The sequence below is a fragment of the Micromonospora sp. NPDC049004 genome (assembly GCF_040649315.1).
In the GTDB taxonomy this organism is placed as follows: domain Bacteria; phylum Actinomycetota; class Actinomycetes; order Mycobacteriales; family Micromonosporaceae; genus Micromonospora.
This window is the reverse complement of record NZ_JBEZFG010000003.1, coordinates 228,300-245,210: the sequence shown is the minus strand read 5'-3', so window position 1 is coordinate 245,210 and position 16,911 is coordinate 228,300. Positions and strand designations below refer to the sequence as shown.

Here is a 16,911-nt window from a genome sequence, read left to right as displayed (position 1 = left end):
GGGTGCCCTCTGTGTTCACTCTTCCGTGTCCTGCAGATCCCGCCGGTGGTCTTTGATCCACCGCTCCACGTCCTCTGCCCGCCATATTCGCCCGACGGACAGGACGGCCGCTGGATCGGGAAAGGACTTCGAGTTGGTGATCTGGTAGGCGCGCGTGCGCGAGACGCCCAGCATCTCCTGAATCTCCTGGCTCGCGACCAGCCGAAGTTCTCCCACGTGCTGACGGTAAGAGCACACGAACTGAACACACGCTCTCTGTGCGAGTGCTCTCTTCACATGCGCCCTAAGCGTGTAGGCTGTGCATCTGTTCACCTCGGGGAAGTTGTTGGGGCGGTCAGCAGGGGAGGCGTGGCGGAAGCATGGGCAGGCGGTGGAAGTGGTTCTTGCGGCCTCGGGAGGTCGTGATCGATCTGACCGGGCAGGCGGTGCCGGACGGCGACGTGCCGGGGCGCTCCCGGCGGCTGGTGGTCGAGCACGTCGTACCGGGGCCGCGGGTGACCTCGCGGTGCGACGGCGGGTTCGTCTACGAGCGGCCCGAGGAACGGGCGGCGGGGTCTGCTGCGCGGAATCAGCGCGCGGGTCGTTACGCCCCGGATCGGCACGGCGAGCGGAACCGGGGGAGGTTTGCGACGCCGGACGGCGATGCGCCGGCCGGCGGCGAGCCAGTCGAGCCCGTGCTGCCGGACGCGGGCGGCGACTTCTTCGTCACTCCCACCCAGCTCGCGCGGGCGAACGGGCTGGTTGACCAGCACTGGCGGCGCCCAACGGAAAATCCGCGCAACCCCAAGTGCCAGGACTGCCGGGCCGACGGCACCTGTCCCCGGGCGGCCTGGGCCGACTCGATCATCACGCGCTGCCCGCGGACGTACTGGAAATGAACGCCTTTGACCTGTCGCCCGCGCAGATCCGCAACCGGCTGATCCTGCGGGCGCGGCGGGCGGCGCTGTACGCCGGGCCCCGACCACAGCCGCGCGTGCGCCCGCACGGTCAGGTCGAGGTGGTGCCCGCGGCGGCGGTGACTCGCGCACCGGTCATCCCGTGCGTGTCCGTCACCCCCGGGAACGTGGTCCGGCTCGCCGAGTCCGACTACCAGTACCCAGCCGGTCCACTCCGGCTCCGGATCGTCCGGGTCCGGCTCGACATCAGCGAGTGGTACAACGGCCAGTGGGTCCGGCTCGAAGGCGTCGAAAGCGGGCCGGACAACCAGGACGGTGCGTTTCGACAGGTGCTGGCCAGGGTCGCCGCGCTGCCGGGGTCGAAGGAATGCCAGCAGGAGGCGCCCGGGTCCGTCACCCGAGCATCTCCCTGACGATGGCCTCGATCTCGGCGGCGGCCGGGTGCCGGGCGAGTTCAGCGCGGATCCGGCGGCGCATCGTCACGAAGCTCATGCCCTCGTCGAAGCGCCCCTCGGCAACGGTCGTGTGCTGGTCCCGGCCGAGTTCGACCAAACGTTGATGCATCGCGTTGCCCGCGTCGTACAGGGGGATGGGTAGGTTCCACAGGTGCTTGTCGACGTCGCGCTCGTCCTTGGCGTAGGACAGCATCGGCCGGACGAGTTCGGTCAGCGTGGAGCTGTTAAGGATCGCGCACAGGAAAAGGCCCTCGTTCTGGGACGCGATCGGTCCCCAGTAGAGCTTATGTTCAATGATTGCGGCGGAATCGTCGACGATGGCGGCGGCGACGTGCATGCCGGACGCGCCGTAGGCCAACCGGAGTAGCGGCGCGGGGAACTGGGCGGTGAGCCCGTGGTGGAAGTCGAGTCGCTCGGCCAGGGTGAGGCGGTCGCTGCTGCGGTTGGCCTCCCAGACGGCTTCCGCCTGCCGCCACCAACTGGCGAGGCCGGGGTGGTAGTCGAGCCGGTGGTTGGTGCCGGTCATCAGGTAGGACCCATCGAGCGGCAGCACAGCCTGTCGGGCGGTCAGGATCCGGTACGGAACGATGCACTCGCCGAGTAGGACCGGGCGGATAAACTCCGTTTCCACGACGCCTGCGAGAGCGGGAAGGCCCTTCCACGGCGTCTTTTCGAGGCTGCTGCGCGCCGAGCGAACCGCTCGACGGCCGGCGCTGAGGCCGAGTGGCCCTCCCGCCTCCGCTTCGACGAAGAACAGCATGCGCGGCACGATCGTGGCGCCTTGCGAGAACCGCGGCCCGTACGGTGACTCGGCGAGGGCTGGTTCGCCATGGACCAGGTGGGCTGGCTCTCGGGTGATGAGGGGTTCGATTAACTTCCATGCTTTGGCACTCGCCAGCAGACGTCCGGTCCACCGCTCGGTCACCGACGGCAGCCGTCGGTAGGTGCTCAGGGTGGCCCGGTCACCGAAGACGACGCTGGCACCCCGCGGAAAGGGATGGGGACGAAGGCGCCGCAGGTCCCAGGAGCCGGTGAAGGCGACGCCGGTCATTTCGCCGGGATCCTCATACCACCCGCTGCGAAAGCCCTCGAAGTATTCGCGGTCGAGCACCGAGTTGGGCAGGACGAAGGCGAACGCACCGCCGTCTCGAAGGTACTGCTGGACCGCTCTCGCGACGAAGAGAGTCGAGAGGTCCTGGTGCGTTGCGAACTTGCTGCCGTGCCACAGCCCGCGGTCGTGGGAGAACTTCTTAAAACTTGCCTGCATCTCCCGCGGCATGTGGCGGTAGGACAGCCACGGCGGGTTGCCGATGAGGATGTCCACCCGACTCTTCTTCCTGGCCAGCCAGACCGGTCGGGCCAGGTTGCGCAGGTAGTAGCTCCAGATGTGATCGCGTCCCTCGTCGTGCAGCCGGCACATCGCGTCGAAGGTGTCGAGGATCATCGGCTGGTCGTCAGCCGCGATGTCCATCCGATGGAAGAACCCCTCCAGGGAGGGAGGGTTGTCCGGATCTCGCGGCTTCGCCGCCATGCTGGCGAGGGTGGCGACGATCCGGTCGAAATGGCCGGGATCGTCGAGCAGGTGCTGAGGGAAGCGTAACCAGTCTTCGACCTGGCTCGCGTTGTGGCCGGCGCTGATCCGCACGTGGTCATCCGTGAAGAGGTCCAGTCGCTCCCGCCACTGCATGCTGTCGCCGAGGTACACAGGGATGGTGATGGGCCCTCGCCGGTCATCGGTGAGGCGGTCATGCCCGATCGCGAGCAGGTAGGTCACCCGCGCAAGCGCCACGGCGACAGGATGCAGGTCGACGCCGACTACGTGGTGGGAGAGCTGCGTCAGGGCGGCGTCCATCGGTACGTCCGCCGCCTCGGCCGCTGCGAGATAGCGGCGTACGGCGTGGAAGAGGAACGTGCCGGAGCCACAGGCCGGATCCAGCACCCGTTGCCGCAGCGGATCGGTGACGACCGTCTCGACGAGATGTTCGGCGAGCCAGTCCGGGGTGTAGTACTCGCCCATCCGCTTGCGCGTCTCGGCGCCGATCATGGATTCGTACAGCACCTTCAGGATGTCGTGGTCAGCCCTTGTCCACTCGAACCGCGCGAGTCCGCGGGCGAGGCCGTGGATGAACTCCCGACCGCCGGGCACCTCCGTGGTCCAGCCGAAGAAGTCGTGCTCGACCACGCCGAGGATGCCGGCCTGCTCAAACCGCTGCCCGGTGATCAGGCCCTCCGGCTGCAACTCCATGACGTCGATGCCGACGACCAGGTGCGCGATGATGTGCGCGCTGTTCATGAGCAGCGTGTGCTCCACGAAGAGGCCCGGATCGTTTACGAACTGCGTGCCCAGCGCGCTTCCTAGTAGCTCCGCCCACAGCTGTCGCTTCAACTCCACGGTCGGCAGCTGCGCGTGCTCTTCGTGGAGAGCGGCCAGTGCCGCAAGGTCGAGCTTGTGGGAAGTGCTCTCTGCGCCGAGGCGGCGAGCCACCTCGCCCGGAGTCGGTGGGACGCGCTGGCTCGTCGCCAGGACGCCTTCCAGCCAGTAGAACAGGGCCAGCCCGTCGGGGCGGGCGGCAGCAACGGTGTGGCTGTCGACCAGGGTCAGCGAGCCGCTTCTCATCTGATACGCACGCCAGGTGGCGCCGTCGGTGAGGATGCCGACGTACCGCTGCCCGGTCTCCTGGCTTCGCGATCTGACGTACCCCGCGAGTTGGCGTTCGGCCTCATGGAGTGTCCGCCCGGCGCGCAGTTGCTTTTTCACCTCGATGACGGTGAAGCCGATGTCGATGTCGATGCGCTGACCACCGCCGGCCGGAGCCTCCAGCTCGACGTCGAGATGGCTGTCGACGAGGCCGAAGTCACCGGCCAGCAGGAGCTGTCGAATGTCGGCCTGGAGGGTTGCCTCGCTACGCGCAGCACGGCGATCTGCGATGCGCGCCAGCAGCGGCTGCAACGAGGCGGGGAAGCCTTCGGATGCACCCACCCCTGGCGCGACTGGCTTGTGGCGGCTTCGGCTTCCGTTGGGCGTACCGTCCGAGCTGGCCATACATCAGTCTGGATATTGTCGGACGCGAGATCCAGAGAAGGCGAACTACTGTCGGGTTATCGACAATCACCAAACGTGACGAATTGGTGGTGACCATGAACGGATACCGTCGGTCGCGTCATCCCGCCGACCTGACATGGTGCTGCCTGGCACGAGAATCGCCGTCCGCCGGTAGGGTCACGTCCACCCTTCCGACCAACCATGGAGGAGAGCGCCCGTGCCGCAGCTCGCCTTCGCCAACAGCTTCTGGCAGAGCTACGACGTCCTGGAAAAGCCGATCAAGGCCGGCGTGCGCAAGGCGATGGACAAGTTCCAGCAGCTCAGTATCGCCGAGCTGCGCGCCGACAAGGGCCTGCACCTGGAGTCGGTGACAAACGCCCGCGACCCGCGGATGCGGACTATCCGGATCAACGACTTCTGGCGTGGCGTGGTGCTGGCGCCCGACGACGGCAGCGACACCTTCCTGCTGCTCAACGTCGTGTCACACGACGACGCGTACGACTGGGCGGCCAAGCGCCTTTACACCGTCAACACCGCCACCCGAGCCCTGGAAGTCCGCAACGTCGCCGCCATCGAGCAACTGACTCCGGCGCTGGAGAAGGCCGCCGCCCAAGCTCCCACGCTGCTCTTCGCCCGGCACTCCGACACAGTGCTGCGCCACCTCGGCATCGACGACCAGGTGCTGCGCGCGGTACGCACCATCATCGACAAGCCCCAGCTGGATGCCTTCGGCACGCTGCTGCCCGAAGACCAGTTCGAGGTGCTGCAGTACCTCGCCGAGGGCTTTACGCCGGACGAGGTCTACCGCGACGTCGTGGCCGAGCGCCGGCCGGCGGACGCGACGCCGGAGCCGAGCGAGAGTCTGGCGGTGGCGATCGCCAACACCGTCAACCGGATCACCCTGGTTACCCGGCCGGACGAACTCGCCGAGATCCTCGACAAGCCGTTCGCCGCCTGGCGGGTGTTCCTCCACCCGTCGCAGCGGCGGGTCGCGTACCGGGTCTCCTACAACGGGCCGGCCCAGGTAACCGGTGGCCCGGGTACGGGGAAGACGGTGGTGGCGCTGCACCGGGTCAAGCACCTGCTCTCCCGTTCGCCCGACAGCCGGGTGCTGCTGACCACGTACACCAATGCCCTGGCCTCGACTCTGCGGGAGCACCTGACGCTGCTTCTCGACGACGAGGAGCAGTTGGCGCGGGTGGAGGTGACCACGGTGAACGCCGTCGCCCACCGCACCGTGCGGGCCCTCGCCGGGCGGGTGCCAACCCCGATCGGTGATCTGGACGAGCGGCAGGTCTGGCGGCGGGTGAGCGGGAGGCTGAAGCTGCCCTGGACCGAGCAGTTCCTCGCCCAGGAGTTCCGCCACGTGGTCCTGGCGCACAACGTGCAGACCAGGGAGGAATACCGCGCGGCGAACCGGCGGGGGAGAGGCTCGGCGCTGGGGTCGCGGCAGCGCGATCGGGTGTGGGACGCCGTCGAGATGTTCCAGAAGGAGTTGTCGGCGGCCGGCAGCAACACCCACCTGCAAATCTGCGCGCGTGCGGCGCAGCTGCACGGTGCCGCAGACCTCACCGTCCACGGGTACGACCATGTTGTCGTGGATGAGGCGCAGGACCTGCATCCTGCTCAGTGGCGGGTGCTGCGGGCCGTGGTAGCGCCCGGTCCGGACGACCTCTTCATCACCGGCGATCCTCACCAGCGGATCTACGACTCTCGAGTTTCGCTCAACGTTCTCGGCATCTCCGTCACCGGCCGCAGCAGCCGCCTGCGGGTCAACTACCGCAGCACCGAGGAGATCCTCTCCTGGGCAACCGGGGTGCTCTCCGGGTCGCGGGTCGAGGACCTCGGCGGCGATGGTGACGACAGCCTCGCCGGCTACCGGTCGCTGCTGCACGGCAGGCGGCCCCACGCTGCGGGGTATCCGACGAACCAGGCCGAGACTGCGGCGCTCGTGGAGCGGGTGGGGGAGTGGCTGAAGCAGGGCGTCCAGGCGAATGAGATCGCCGTGTGCGCTCGGTTTAGCACAACGTTGGGCGACGTGCAGGAGGAGTTGACTGCCGCCGGGATTCCGGCGGTCCGGGTGCGGGATCAGCCCGGGGCGGACGTCGACGGGGTACGGCTCGCCACCATGCATGCGATGAAGGGGTTGGAGTTTCGGTGCGTGGCGGTGGTCGGCGTTACCGCGCGGGCGGTGCCGTTCGCAAAGGAGGTCACGCCGGCCGAGGCGGATCCGTTGCAGCACGAGAGTGACCTGCTTCGGGAGCGGTGCTTGCTGTTCGTGGCGAGCACGCGGGCGCGGGAGGCGCTGCATGTGTCGTGGAGCGGAGCGCCCAGCATGTTCTTGTCGTTCGCCGGTTGAAGCTAGCCCAGGTGACCCTGAGCTCCGCCGCAAGTTTGCGCCGGAGCTGACGGGGATCCCGGTCGACGTCGAGGTGGACGGCTAACGTGTTGATGCTTGGTCGCGCTGCCGACGTGTTCCTCGACGCGTCACGTCGGCGCGTTCATTCCTTTCGATGTCAGCTCCCACACGCCACGATTCTCGGATCGCTTGATCAATCCATCGTTGACCATGTCTTTGCGCTCCCAGCGAGCGGCGTTTCGCCACCGCACTTCGGGCCCATCGACGATCCGGTAGTCGCCCTCGAGGAAGGTGTGCTCGATGCGGCGTTCGAGCTCCGCGAGCAACTTGTCGGCCTCCTGCCGACCGCCGGCCTCCTGAAGAATCGCCAGGATGTACCTTCGGAAGGCCTTCTGCGGCGTCTGACCGCGCATTCGTCCGGCAGGACGCTGAGGCGGCACCTTCAATGACGGCCCGTTAGTTTCCGTGCCGGTCGTTGCTGTATCCGGCTGGCCATGTTCCGCCCAGATGTCGCTGAGAGACTTCCCGTCGCGCTGACGTTGCCAGGCCCTCCAACCGTTGACCTCATAACCAGCGAGATGACGCGCAGCGCTCGAAGGAGTGTCGTGAAGGGAACCGTCCCGCAGGCGTAGCCGACCGTCGTTCGTGAGAAATGCCTCGTGTTGCTTCCCCTGATTTCGCCGATCCCACACGAGGCGCTCGTCGACAACGAGGATGCCGTCGGCAAGCAGCCGAGCGAGTTTGGTGGACGATGCCGGCTTCACATCCGCTCTCCTTGCTGGGCCTTCTGCGGGATCAGCGACGACACTTCCGGTCAGGTTCAAGAGCCGCCGCAGCACTGTGTTGGGCGTGTCGACGAACGCTTCGGCCTTGGACTGCAGTAGGGCGTACACCTCGTCGTCCACTCGGATGGTTGGTGCCATCGGCTGCCTCTCTGCGCCTAGGGTTGCTGAGGTGACAGTGTTGCAGACAGAAGAAATCTTGGGAAGGCGTCGGTCGGCTGAGTACCGGCGACGTGGATTGTGGACCGTCGGAAGGTGGTCGCAGTCCTGCCTGATAGGTGGTTCGCCCTCGCCTGTCTGTTCCTACGTCTGGATCCAGGCCGGTGAGAGCATGTCTTCATGTCGTACGACTGCGTCCCTGTTCCGAACCGCTTGCGGGAACTCCTTAGTCGATGGGACGCCAAGGGGCGACGGCCCCAGGGCGGGATCCGTTGGAACCGGTCAACGTGGCTCGCCAGCTTGATGGAGCATCAGAACCTCCTCGGGGAACTTCCGGACCGGCTCGACCGCGACCATGTGGCAGAACGCGGCCGCCGCGCTGGTGACGGCGAGGACAAGGCTGTCCAGGCGTTCGTCACAGCGATGGTGTGGGGGTACGGGCGGGTTGGGTACGGCGCGTTCCGAACCGCCCGGGTGCTGCGCGAGAACGACGAGGCGCCCCGGATTCTCCGCGAGGTGGCGTTGAAAACGCGCCGCGATGGCGGGGCTGAGGCGTTCGAATGGCTGAAGCGGCACCGCCTTCGCTACCTTGGCGTTTCCTTCGCCACCAAGTACCTGTTTTTCTGCAGCGATGCGGAGGCAGCACCAGCGCTAGTGCTCGATCGGCGCGTACAGCGGTGGCTCTGGCAGCACGCCGACTGCGACGTCAGTCTGGACTGGAACGTCGAAGACTACCGCCGGTACCTGTGTCTGGTATCCACGTGGGCGCGGGAGCTCAAGCTGAGGCCGGACGAGGTGGAATACTTGATGTTCGCCGACGACGGCTCGCAGCAGGTGACCGCCCAAGAGGTCTCCGAGGAGTCCGACGAATTCGCCGTGCTGGACGCTCTTGACGAGGCTGCTGCCACGTTCGCGGCCCTACCCCGCGATATTCACCCAAACGATGTTGACGACTTCGAGCTTGGCGTAAGGCAGTTGCGTCGTATCGTGCTGGCCCGCGGCTTCGCTCGGTGGACGCCACTGGAGTGACCTTGTCCTGGCCGAGTGGTGCGAGCTGTTGCTATACAGGACGTCCGTGGCCAGCGGCGCTCACCGGGGCACGCCGGGTCAGGACGAACCTGCGGTGGCCCCGCTAGCCTGGACTTCGCCCCCGCGGTCTTCGCCAGGCCTGCCGTCAGCCCTTCGCGCTGAGGTGGTGAGGCTGGTCAGTGGTGTGGTCGGTAGTGCGATCCAACCCTCGGTGGCGGCAGCGCCCTGGTCATCTGGACTGGGGCGGGTGGCTCGGCCGACGGCAGCCGCACGAGCAGTCAGGGCTGCCACGACAGCGTCGGTGGCGTGGTCGCTGTCCCGGCACACCGGTTCGAAGTCGCCGAGTTGCAGCCATGGCGCGGCGGCGGTCAGTCGATCGACCAGATCGTTCAGAGCACCGCTGTTCTGCCGCCCCTTGTATCCCTGATGTGGTAGCCCCCACTGCTTCAGCGATGCCGCAGGGTAGACCTCGACGACCGTTCCGCCGCCGCATCGGTCCACCGGTTGCCCTTCCTCGGCGAGCCGCGCCAGCAGGGCGGCACACCGCATGGCCGTGTGTGCGATCCGATCCGCGGCCACGCTAAGCAAGGGGCGACGAATCAGCGCGTGGGTCACCACGTCGGTGCGACGCCAGGCCAGCGTCCTGCGCCAATCGCGGCCGATCAGGTCGGTCGGGGCGGCCAGCTCGCCACGGTGGTGGGCGAGGATGAATTCCACGAACGGCTCTGGCCAACCCAGCGGACAGTCGATCCCGGCTTTGTCCGCGCTCGACGCGGCTCGCAGAAGCTCGTCATCGCCAGCGCCGATGACCAACTCTTCCAGCACCGCCCCGGTTGGCGTCCACCGGATCCAGGCCACTGCGGTGTTGGTGTCCTCCGCCGCAAGATCGATCCCCGCCGTCAGCATTTGACCAACCTAGTGGGGTTGAGCGAACATCCATATCGTCCGCTGCTCCGGGTCGCGACCGGTCAATTCACCGACGGCAGCCGAGCCGTGCATGCCGCCACCCCAAGCGGACCGCCCGAGATCTGTGTCGGTACGGAGGATTGGCAGCCGAATTCCAGTTGATGATGATTGCGCCTGTGGCGCTCTTCCTGACCGACCTGGATCCTCGTGCTCGCGTAAAGGGATCACGGGACGGCCTCGGCGCGCAGGCTGTCTGGTCGGCAACGGGACGACCGCTCATCGGCAATCTGACCACCGTCACGGACTCGCTAGAGGGCTTCACCACCCTGCTCGTCGGGTTGCGACTGGCCGAGCTCGCCAGTGCGGACGAGTTGGACAACCCGACGAACGCCTTCCTGGTCTGGGAACAGATGGCGGCTTACGTGCGGCACGTCGCATGCGGTCATCGGGGCTTCTTCGGGCTGCAGCGGATCGCTGCCCGCGCAGCGAAGGCGGGCGGAAACGGCGGGAAGGTGCACCTGTCGGCGCAGCCGGAGCACCAAATTCTCAGCAATCAGCGAACGGACGGGCTGCTCGGTAACTACACGGCCCCTGCACGGGCATCCGGGCTCGTCGCGTCGGGAAGCCCCGCGCGGCTCACCCCGGAGGCAGCCGCCTTCGTGGACGCCGTCTACATTCCGCGACTCGAATCCGGGTGGGGGCCGGATGCCCACTACCTCGTCCGAGAGCTGCGGCGGGACCGGGTGGTGTTCGACCTCGGCGCGAACGAGAAGCGTAAGTCGGTGGCGAGCATCTTCAGCCCGGCGATGTCGCAGCAGGAGGTCGACTTCTACCGGCACCACCTGGTCGAGGGCGGCCAGGGCGACCCGACCGAGGGGCGGCAGCCCAGGTTCGCCACTCTCCTCGAAGCCAGGCCATCCGAGTCCGTCTGGCCCTCACGGCCGTACCTGATGGCGATCGCCGACGACGCCGAGTCGCGCGGTTGGAGCGATATCGCCGACCTGGTGCGCCGGGTCATCGCCTGCGAATCCGTGCTCGCGCCGGCGTCCCTGCTCTTCAGCTACCTGCTCGGGCGGAACGGCGTCCACCTCGACAAGGTCGTGGCTGACCTTCGATCGTCCTGGGGTGACCGCCTCGACTCAGTCGACCCGCTTGCGGTCTCCGCGCTGCCCGGTCAGGAATGGCCACACATCGCCGAGGCTCTCGCCGACGGCGACTATCCGCAGCTCATCAGGGCGTTGGCGGAGCGCAACGCCGCGGTGATGCGGGAGCGCGGTGGGGCGCTCGCCTGGCTTGAGGTGACCGACCAGGACCAGGTGCGGGTGCGGTTCCGCGACGAGCCGGCCGATCTGCCCACCGGTGACAAAATTCGGAAGCTGTGGTGGTACCCGTACTTCATCCCGTCACTTGTGTCCATGCTGGCGGCGATCGGGGAGGGTGAGGCGTGAGCGAGGGCATTCCCCGGGCGGTACTCACCGAGGCGCTGCGCGAGAAGATCAACGGCCGTGAGGTGCTGGCCGCGGTTTTCTGCACGTTCCGCTTCGATCCCGGCTTCTTTGAGCGCGAGATCCTCCCGGCTCTCTTTGACCTCCAACTGCACCAGGACCCGCAGATCCGGCGCGTCCAGCTCGAGGAGGCGCTACGCCCAACTGCTGGTCGCGTCGCCGTCTACTACGACCCTGGCGCGCTCGTGACGGGTGACGGATCGGCCTGCCTGGACGTACGTCGTATTCCGGTCCGGCCCCGCACCGGCTACTTCCATCCGAAGAACGCGTTCATTCTCGTGCGGGACACGTCGACGCAGGAACGGTCGCTGGTGGTGCTCACCGGATCGGCGAACCTGACCCAGGCGGGCTGGTGGGAGAACGTGGAGTGCGCCCACCTGGAGGAGATCGCCGAGTCCGGCCGGTCGCGGACCGCACCGGAGATTGGAGGGTTCCTCAGGCACCTGCGGACCATGGCGAAGAACTTCGACACCCACGCCGCTCTGGACGACATTCGCGGTGCGCTTCGTACCGTACAACCGATCGTGCACCGCACGGCGAGCGGCCTTATGCACCCGCACTTTCTCTTCAACGGGCGGCGCGGCGCCCAGTCGCTGGTCGACCAGCTCGACGCCGTCGCCGGCCAGTGGCTGCGTCACGCCGACCTGGAGGTGCTCTCCCCGTACCTCGACGATGCGGACGCGTCGGTGCCGCTCGAGACCTTGATCGACCGTTTCCAACCGAGGAAGTGGCGGGTGCTGCTGCCCGAGGAGGGCGGGCTAGCGCGGTGCCGCCCGGAGCTCTACGACTGGGTGCGCGAGCGAGGCGGCGAATGGGGTCGGCTGCCCAAGGCAATCCTCGCACGCGGCGGCAAGCAGGCGGCGTTAGCGGCGCACCGGACCGTACACGCGAAGGTGTACCGCTTCTTCACCAAGGACTGGGAGATCACGCTCGTCGGGTCGTTCAACCTGACCAGCCCGGCGCACTCGGGCAGCGGCAACGTCGAGAGCGGGGTGCTGTCGGAGGTGGCCATCGACCGGCGCCCGCGGTTCTGGCTGGAGGCGATCGAGGAACCACCGCCGTTCGCGCAACCGGTCGGCGAGGACGACGGCGTCGACCAGGGCTACGTGCCGCTGCTGGCGCGGTACGACTGGGCATCCGGGCAGGCAGAGGTCCTGTGGGACGGCGCGGGCGAGAGCCCGCCCATCCAGGTGTACGACCGCGGTGTTCACCTCTTCGACGTCGGTCAGCTGGAGCGAGCCGTCTGGACGGCGCTGCCCGTCGACGAGGCAGCGATCCTGTGCGAGCGGCTCCGCGAGACCAGCTTCCTCACCGCGGTCGCCGGTGATCAGCGCGGAATCGTCCTCGTCCACGAGACCGGCATGGCGCATCGCCCGTCGATTCTGCTCGATCTGACCCCGGCCGACATCCTCCGCTACTGGTCGATGCTCACCGCGGAGCAGCGAAACGCCTACCTGTCCGCGCACGGCGAGGCGCTGCGCGGACCTGGGGAAAGGCTGACGGTGGCGGCCCCTCCAGATACCATCTTCGATCGGTTTGCCGGAATATTCCACGGGTTCGCCTCGCTGGGTCGCGCCGTGCACGACGCCCTCGACCAAGAACGGGTCGAGGAGGCTCGGTTCCGGATGTTCGGCGCCAAGTACGATTCGGTGCCCGTCCTGGTCGAGCAAATGGCGAACGAGACGGCGGGGGATCCGCTGGATCGCTACCTCATGGTGCTCTGCGCGCAACAGCTCGCCGATCACGTACGCGGCAACTTCCCCGCGTTCTGGGCGTCGGATCCGGCCGGGGCTTCCCGGCTGGAGGAGGCTCTCAGCGTGCGGGCCGTCCTGCGGGAGCAGCTCATTGCGCGTAACGACGCCGAGATGGGGGAGTTCCTCGACTGGTACGAGCCCCGGTTCCTGGGCGAGACGGCGGTGGTGACGGCATGATGATCACTGTCGACACCGCAGCGCAGCTGCTGGACTTCGACCGGATGATCCACAATCCGCAGCGGGCGAGGGATCAGCTCCACGGGGCCGTCGCCCTGCACAACATCCTGCAGCGCCATCGTGTCGCCTACCTGGCCGACGAGGTCGGCATGGGCAAGACGTACGTGGCGCTCGGCGTCGTCGCATTGCTGCGTCACTTCGCGCCGGACCTAAGAGTGCTCGTCATCGCACCGCGGGAGAACATCCAGCAAAAGTGGCAGCGGGAGCAGGGCGTCTTCACCAAGAACAACGCTCGCGTGGACGACCTGCGGGTGCGGATGCCGGGTGGGCTGCCGGCGCGACCGCTCGTGCACTGCCGGAATCTGATCGAACTGTTGGAGGAGACCGCAGTCGGCCCCGACCGCGACTTCTTCGTCCGTCTCCCCAGCTTCAGCCTGCCCCTGCGCCGCGACGCCCAGCAGCGCCGCAACCTGCGTGACCGGCTGTGCGCGCAGGTCCCGTGGCTTCCCGACGACCTGGTCGACCTGCGGGCCAAGGCGGACGTCATCAAGGACCGGTTCGCGCAGGCGATAAACGCCGCCTTGCCTCACTTCGATCTCGTGATCGTTGACGAGGCGCACAACCTCAAGCACGGCTGGGGACCGCAGTCGTCCTCCCGAAACCGGGTTCTCGCCACCGTGCTCGGCCGCGACAGTGCCGACGTCGACCGGAGACTGCGCGAGAAGTACGGCCGGCGGGCCGGCAAGGTGCTGCTGCTGTCCGCGACGCCGGTGGACGACGACTACCGGCAACTGTGGAATCAGCTCGATGTCTTCGGGCTGGCTGAGCCCTTCCGGCCGCTACGGGACCAGGACGCCACGGAGCAGCAGCGGCGGGAGGCGGCAGGGGAGTTCCTGATTCGTCGGGTGACATCGCTGGAGGTTTCCGGGCAGCAGTTGACCAAGAATCTCTACCGGCGGGAGTGGCGCGGCGGGGGCGTCGCCGAGCACGATGAGCCGATCCGGATCTCGGACGACCGCCAGCGACTGACCGTCGCGCTGGTGCAGAAGAAGGTGAGCGAACTGCTCGACGACGAGCGGTTCGGCACCCGATTCCAGGTCGGCATGCTGGCGTCGTTCGAGTCGTTCCTCGAAACCAGCGTCGCGAAGAAGCCGACCGCGACGGAGGACCCCGACGACATTCCAGACGAAGCCGTCGAGGGTAACTTCGACGACGCCGGGCAGGCCACCGACGTGGTCGAGCGGCAGGGCATCGACGTGCCGATGCTCAACGACCTGGCCCGTGACCACTTCCGGCGGTTCGGCCGCGAGCTGCCGCACCCGAAGATGGACGCTCTCATCGGTACCCTCGCCACGTCCTGGCGAGACGGCCGCAAGGGGCTGGTCTTCGTCCGCCGGGTCGCGTCCGTCACCGAACTCAAGCGCAAGCTCGACGATGAGTACAGTGACTGGCTCGTCGACCGTCTACGCAACCGGTTGAAGGAGCGGCATCGGCCGGCCTTCGAGAACGCCATCGACGAGTTCCGCCGACAGCGGTCTCTGCGTGACGCGGGCGCCCCCATGGTGGTGGAACAGGTCCGGGAGGACGATGACGCCGGCGGACAGGACACGTTCTTCGCATGGTTCTTCCGGGGTGCCGGACCCGGCGGCATCGTCAGCGGCGCGACCGTCCAGGGGCGGTTCCGAAACCAGGGCGGCGCCCTCGGCACCTTCTTTGACGACAACCACGTCATGACGCTTCTCGGCGCCGGTCCGGGACAGGTCGGGGAACTGCTGGCAGGCGCGCTCGGCCAGGAGCGGGACAAGGTCGACCGGCTCATCCGCGAGCACTCGCGGCACTACCTGACCGAGGCGAAGCAGGCGACCCGCGCGGCGCGGTTCGACGCTGTCCAGGCCGCCGCGCTCGAACTGCTCGCCCATCACGAGGGGCCACATCGGGAACGTGCCGAGGTGATCTGGCGCGAGATGTACCGTCCGGAGAAGCGCAGCGCCGTCTCGGCGGAGGCGGACCCGGATCTGCTGGAGACCAGGACCTTCTTCACGGAGCTTCGCGGGCGAGAGCAGCTGCGTGGCCTGATCTGGCCGGAGCCCACCGGCGGCGACCCGGGCGAGTCGTTTCGCGAGCAGTATCTCCGCGCGCAGTTCCTCTCTGCCGCTGCCCGCCTCGGGCACGCCTTCCTCGACCTGTACGCCGTGGTCACCGACCACCTGCCAACGCTGGAGCCTTCCGCCGCGATCGATCGGCCGGACGTGGCGATCACCGCCTACCTCGATGAACTCGAAAGCCAGGCAGCCGCCTCGCCCGGCACCCGACAGTGGGCAGGGTTGGATGAGCTTGCCGCCCTGGCCGAGCACTACGAGCTCATCCTCGACACCAACCTGCCCGATGCGAGGCAGGTCGATCTGCGAGAAGCACGCACTCTTGTCAGCCGACTCTTCGCCGCGCAGGAGCCCGTCGCCGGGATGTCCGGCCGGGTCAACAGGCGCCACGTGCAGCAGTTCCGTCTCCCCGGTTATCCGCTCGTGCTGATCTGCACCGACCTCCTTCAGGAAGGGGAGGATCTGCACACCTTCTGCTCCCGCGTCTACCACTACGGTCTGGCCTGGACACCGTCGGCGATCGAGCAGCGGATCGGACGGATCGACAGGGTGCGGTCCGAGAGCGAGCGTCGGCTAACCGCCCTGGACCGTGCGGACGGCGACGATCGGCTGCAGGTGTACTACCCGCATCTCACCGACACTGTGGAACGCCTGCAGGTCCGTCGAGTACTGCGCAGGATTAACGATTTCCTCCGGCTGATGCACGAAGGCTTGATTCTGCCGACCACGGGCGACGGCCACCTCGACGTCAGCCGGGAGGCATTGGCCGACGAGGACGTCCCACCGCCGCCGGCCGAACCGCTCAGGACCTCCTTTCCGGTACGACCGGAGCACCTCGACGGGCAGGCCCGGCCGCTGGCGGTGGACGAGACGAGCGCCATGGAGCAGTTCGAGCGCTTCAAGGCGCTGGCGCGCGGGGTCCTGCCCGACCTCGCGGTCGAGTGGGAGCGGAACCAGCCCGGCGACAGCGGGCTCCTCGGCACGGTCGTCTTCGCCGGCGGGCGACAGCAGCCGTTCAGTCTGCAACTGGAACGGGAAGGCTCGTACCTCGTTGTCCGGTGTGTCAGCCCCATCGGACGGATCAGCACCGCGGACCAGTGGGATGACCTGGCGAGGCGGTCGGCCAGCATATCGGCCCGGCTCGGTACCGTCGAGGCCCGCGGCGGCAGCTACGACGTCACCGTGGAGGAAGATGTCCTGCTCACCACGCCGACGTACGACCTGCCTCGGGTCGCGGCGCTGATCCGGCGGGTCACGACGCTCGCTGATGGGATCGAGCGGGAGCATCTTCCCGAACGCGATCGACTGCTCAAGGAGTTTAGGGCGGAGTTGGAGCGGGATGTTCGGCATGCGCGATGACTGGCGTCGGCTCTGCGAGACCGATGACATGCGGCCAAAGGGAAAGCAGGTGAGAGTTTCCTTCGCCAATGGCCGATCACATTCCGTACACGTACACGACGGCGCGGAGGGGTATCTCCTCACTGCTGTGGTCGCCGGAGCTGACATCGTCGGGCAGTGGGAGCGCCTCTACCGCGAGGCATGGGAGAAGAACCGCCACAGCAAGCTGGTGGGCTTCCGGGTCGACGCGGACGGTCGAATGATCGCCCACGGGTGGACGCCGAAGGACGGAATCACCGCGGGCACCTTCCGAACTCTTGTCCGCGCCGTTGCGCGCGAGGCCGACCGGTACGAGTTCCAGCTAACGGGCGCGGATCGACGCTAACCTGCTGGTGCACCGTGCCTGGCC

General features: G+C 67.5%; 12 protein-coding genes. 8 read left to right on the top strand and 4 right to left on the bottom strand.

The genetic code is table 11. The features are described from left to right. Window positions 1-15 precede the first annotated feature (15 nt). Window positions 16-216 carry an AlpA family phage regulatory protein gene (locus tag AB0B97_RS10585; protein WP_357492485.1) on the bottom strand — a complete coding sequence of 67 codons (201 nt, stop codon included), beginning with the start codon at window positions 214-216 and terminating at the stop codon, window positions 16-18. 185 nt (window positions 217-401) lie between these two features. On the opposite strand from AB0B97_RS10585, the gene AB0B97_RS10580 reads away from it, so the two are divergent. After that, window positions 402-878 carry a hypothetical protein gene (locus tag AB0B97_RS10580; protein ID WP_357492483.1) on the top strand — a complete coding sequence of 159 codons (477 nt, stop codon included), beginning with the start codon at window positions 402-404 and terminating at the stop codon, window positions 876-878. Beyond that, window positions 875-1,309, top strand: a complete 435-nt coding sequence (locus AB0B97_RS10575) for a hypothetical protein (protein WP_357492481.1) — start codon at window positions 875-877, stop codon at window positions 1,307-1,309. Before AB0B97_RS10580 ends, AB0B97_RS10575 begins: the two co-directional genes overlap by 4 nt. On the opposite strand, the gene AB0B97_RS10570 is transcribed toward AB0B97_RS10575, so the two are convergent. Then, entirely contained in the window at window positions 1,290-4,301 is a 3,012-nt protein-coding gene (locus AB0B97_RS10570; RefSeq protein ID WP_357492479.1) for an N-6 DNA methylase, read from the bottom strand. The genes AB0B97_RS10575 and AB0B97_RS10570 overlap by 20 nt on opposite strands. Window positions 4,302-4,611: 310 nt before the next feature. Between AB0B97_RS10570 and AB0B97_RS10565 the strand changes: the two genes are divergently transcribed. Next, window positions 4,612-6,753: a UvrD-helicase domain-containing protein gene (locus tag AB0B97_RS10565; RefSeq protein WP_357492477.1), complete on the top strand. Its 2,142-nt coding sequence runs from the start codon at window positions 4,612-4,614 to the stop codon at window positions 6,751-6,753. A 128-nt stretch (window positions 6,754-6,881) separates the two neighbouring features. Here the strand turns inward: AB0B97_RS10565 and AB0B97_RS10560 are convergent, their stop codons facing one another. Next, complete coding sequence (locus AB0B97_RS10560; RefSeq protein WP_357492475.1) at window positions 6,882-7,676, bottom strand: winged helix-turn-helix domain-containing protein; 795 nt, start codon at window positions 7,674-7,676, stop codon at window positions 6,882-6,884. A gap of 198 nt (window positions 7,677-7,874) precedes the next feature. Here AB0B97_RS10560 and AB0B97_RS10555 point away from each other — a divergent pair, with 198 nt between their 5' ends. Continuing rightward, the gene (locus AB0B97_RS10555; protein ID WP_357492473.1) at window positions 7,875-8,723 is read left to right on the top strand and encodes a hypothetical protein; all 849 of its coding nucleotides are present in this window, start codon (window positions 7,875-7,877) and stop codon (window positions 8,721-8,723) included. Window positions 8,724-8,801: 78 nt separating this feature from the next. Here AB0B97_RS10555 and AB0B97_RS10550 read toward each other — a convergent pair whose 3' ends face one another. Then, a complete protein-coding gene (locus AB0B97_RS10550; RefSeq protein ID WP_357492471.1) occupies window positions 8,802-9,629 on the bottom strand; it encodes a DUF429 domain-containing protein in 828 nt (275 codons plus the stop codon). A 161-nt stretch (window positions 9,630-9,790) separates the two neighbouring features. Here AB0B97_RS10550 and AB0B97_RS10545 point away from each other — a divergent pair, with 161 nt between their 5' ends. The 4 genes from AB0B97_RS10545 to AB0B97_RS10530 are packed head-to-tail and all read left to right on the top strand — an operon-like array spanning window position 9,791 to window position 16,887. Beyond that, on the top strand, window positions 9,791-11,077 hold the full coding sequence (locus tag AB0B97_RS10545) for a hypothetical protein (RefSeq protein ID WP_357492469.1): 1,287 nt from the start codon (window positions 9,791-9,793) through the stop codon (window positions 11,075-11,077). Beyond that, the gene (locus AB0B97_RS10540; protein WP_357492467.1) at window positions 11,074-13,065 is read left to right on the top strand and encodes a hypothetical protein; all 1,992 of its coding nucleotides are present in this window, start codon (window positions 11,074-11,076) and stop codon (window positions 13,063-13,065) included. Before AB0B97_RS10545 ends, AB0B97_RS10540 begins: the two co-directional genes overlap by 4 nt. Beyond that, the gene (locus AB0B97_RS10535; RefSeq protein WP_357492465.1) at window positions 13,062-16,523 is read left to right on the top strand and encodes a DEAD/DEAH box helicase family protein; all 3,462 of its coding nucleotides are present in this window, start codon (window positions 13,062-13,064) and stop codon (window positions 16,521-16,523) included. Before AB0B97_RS10540 ends, AB0B97_RS10535 begins: the two co-directional genes overlap by 4 nt. Then, window positions 16,513-16,887, top strand: coding sequence for a hypothetical protein (locus AB0B97_RS10530; protein ID WP_357492463.1), 375 nt, complete (start codon window positions 16,513-16,515; stop codon window positions 16,885-16,887). The genes AB0B97_RS10535 and AB0B97_RS10530 overlap by 11 nt, the downstream gene beginning before the upstream one ends. Window positions 16,888-16,911: the final 24 nt, after the last annotated feature.

Coding starts and splice junctions, on each gene's coding strand:
- AB0B97_RS10575 (WP_357492481.1), top strand. CDS start 875: ATGAACGCCTTTGACCTGTCGCCCGCGCAGATCCGCAACCGGCTGATC.
- AB0B97_RS10560 (WP_357492475.1), bottom strand. CDS start 7,676: ATGGCACCAACCATCCGAGTGGACGACGAGGTGTACGCCCTACTGCAG.
- AB0B97_RS10555 (WP_357492473.1), top strand. CDS start 7,875: ATGTCGTACGACTGCGTCCCTGTTCCGAACCGCTTGCGGGAACTCCTT.
- AB0B97_RS10550 (WP_357492471.1), bottom strand. CDS start 9,629: ATGCTGACGGCGGGGATCGATCTTGCGGCGGAGGACACCAACACCGCA.
- AB0B97_RS10545 (WP_357492469.1), top strand. CDS start 9,791: ATGATGATTGCGCCTGTGGCGCTCTTCCTGACCGACCTGGATCCTCGT.
- AB0B97_RS10535 (WP_357492465.1), top strand. CDS start 13,062: ATGATGATCACTGTCGACACCGCAGCGCAGCTGCTGGACTTCGACCGG.
- AB0B97_RS10530 (WP_357492463.1), top strand. CDS start 16,513: ATGCGCGATGACTGGCGTCGGCTCTGCGAGACCGATGACATGCGGCCA.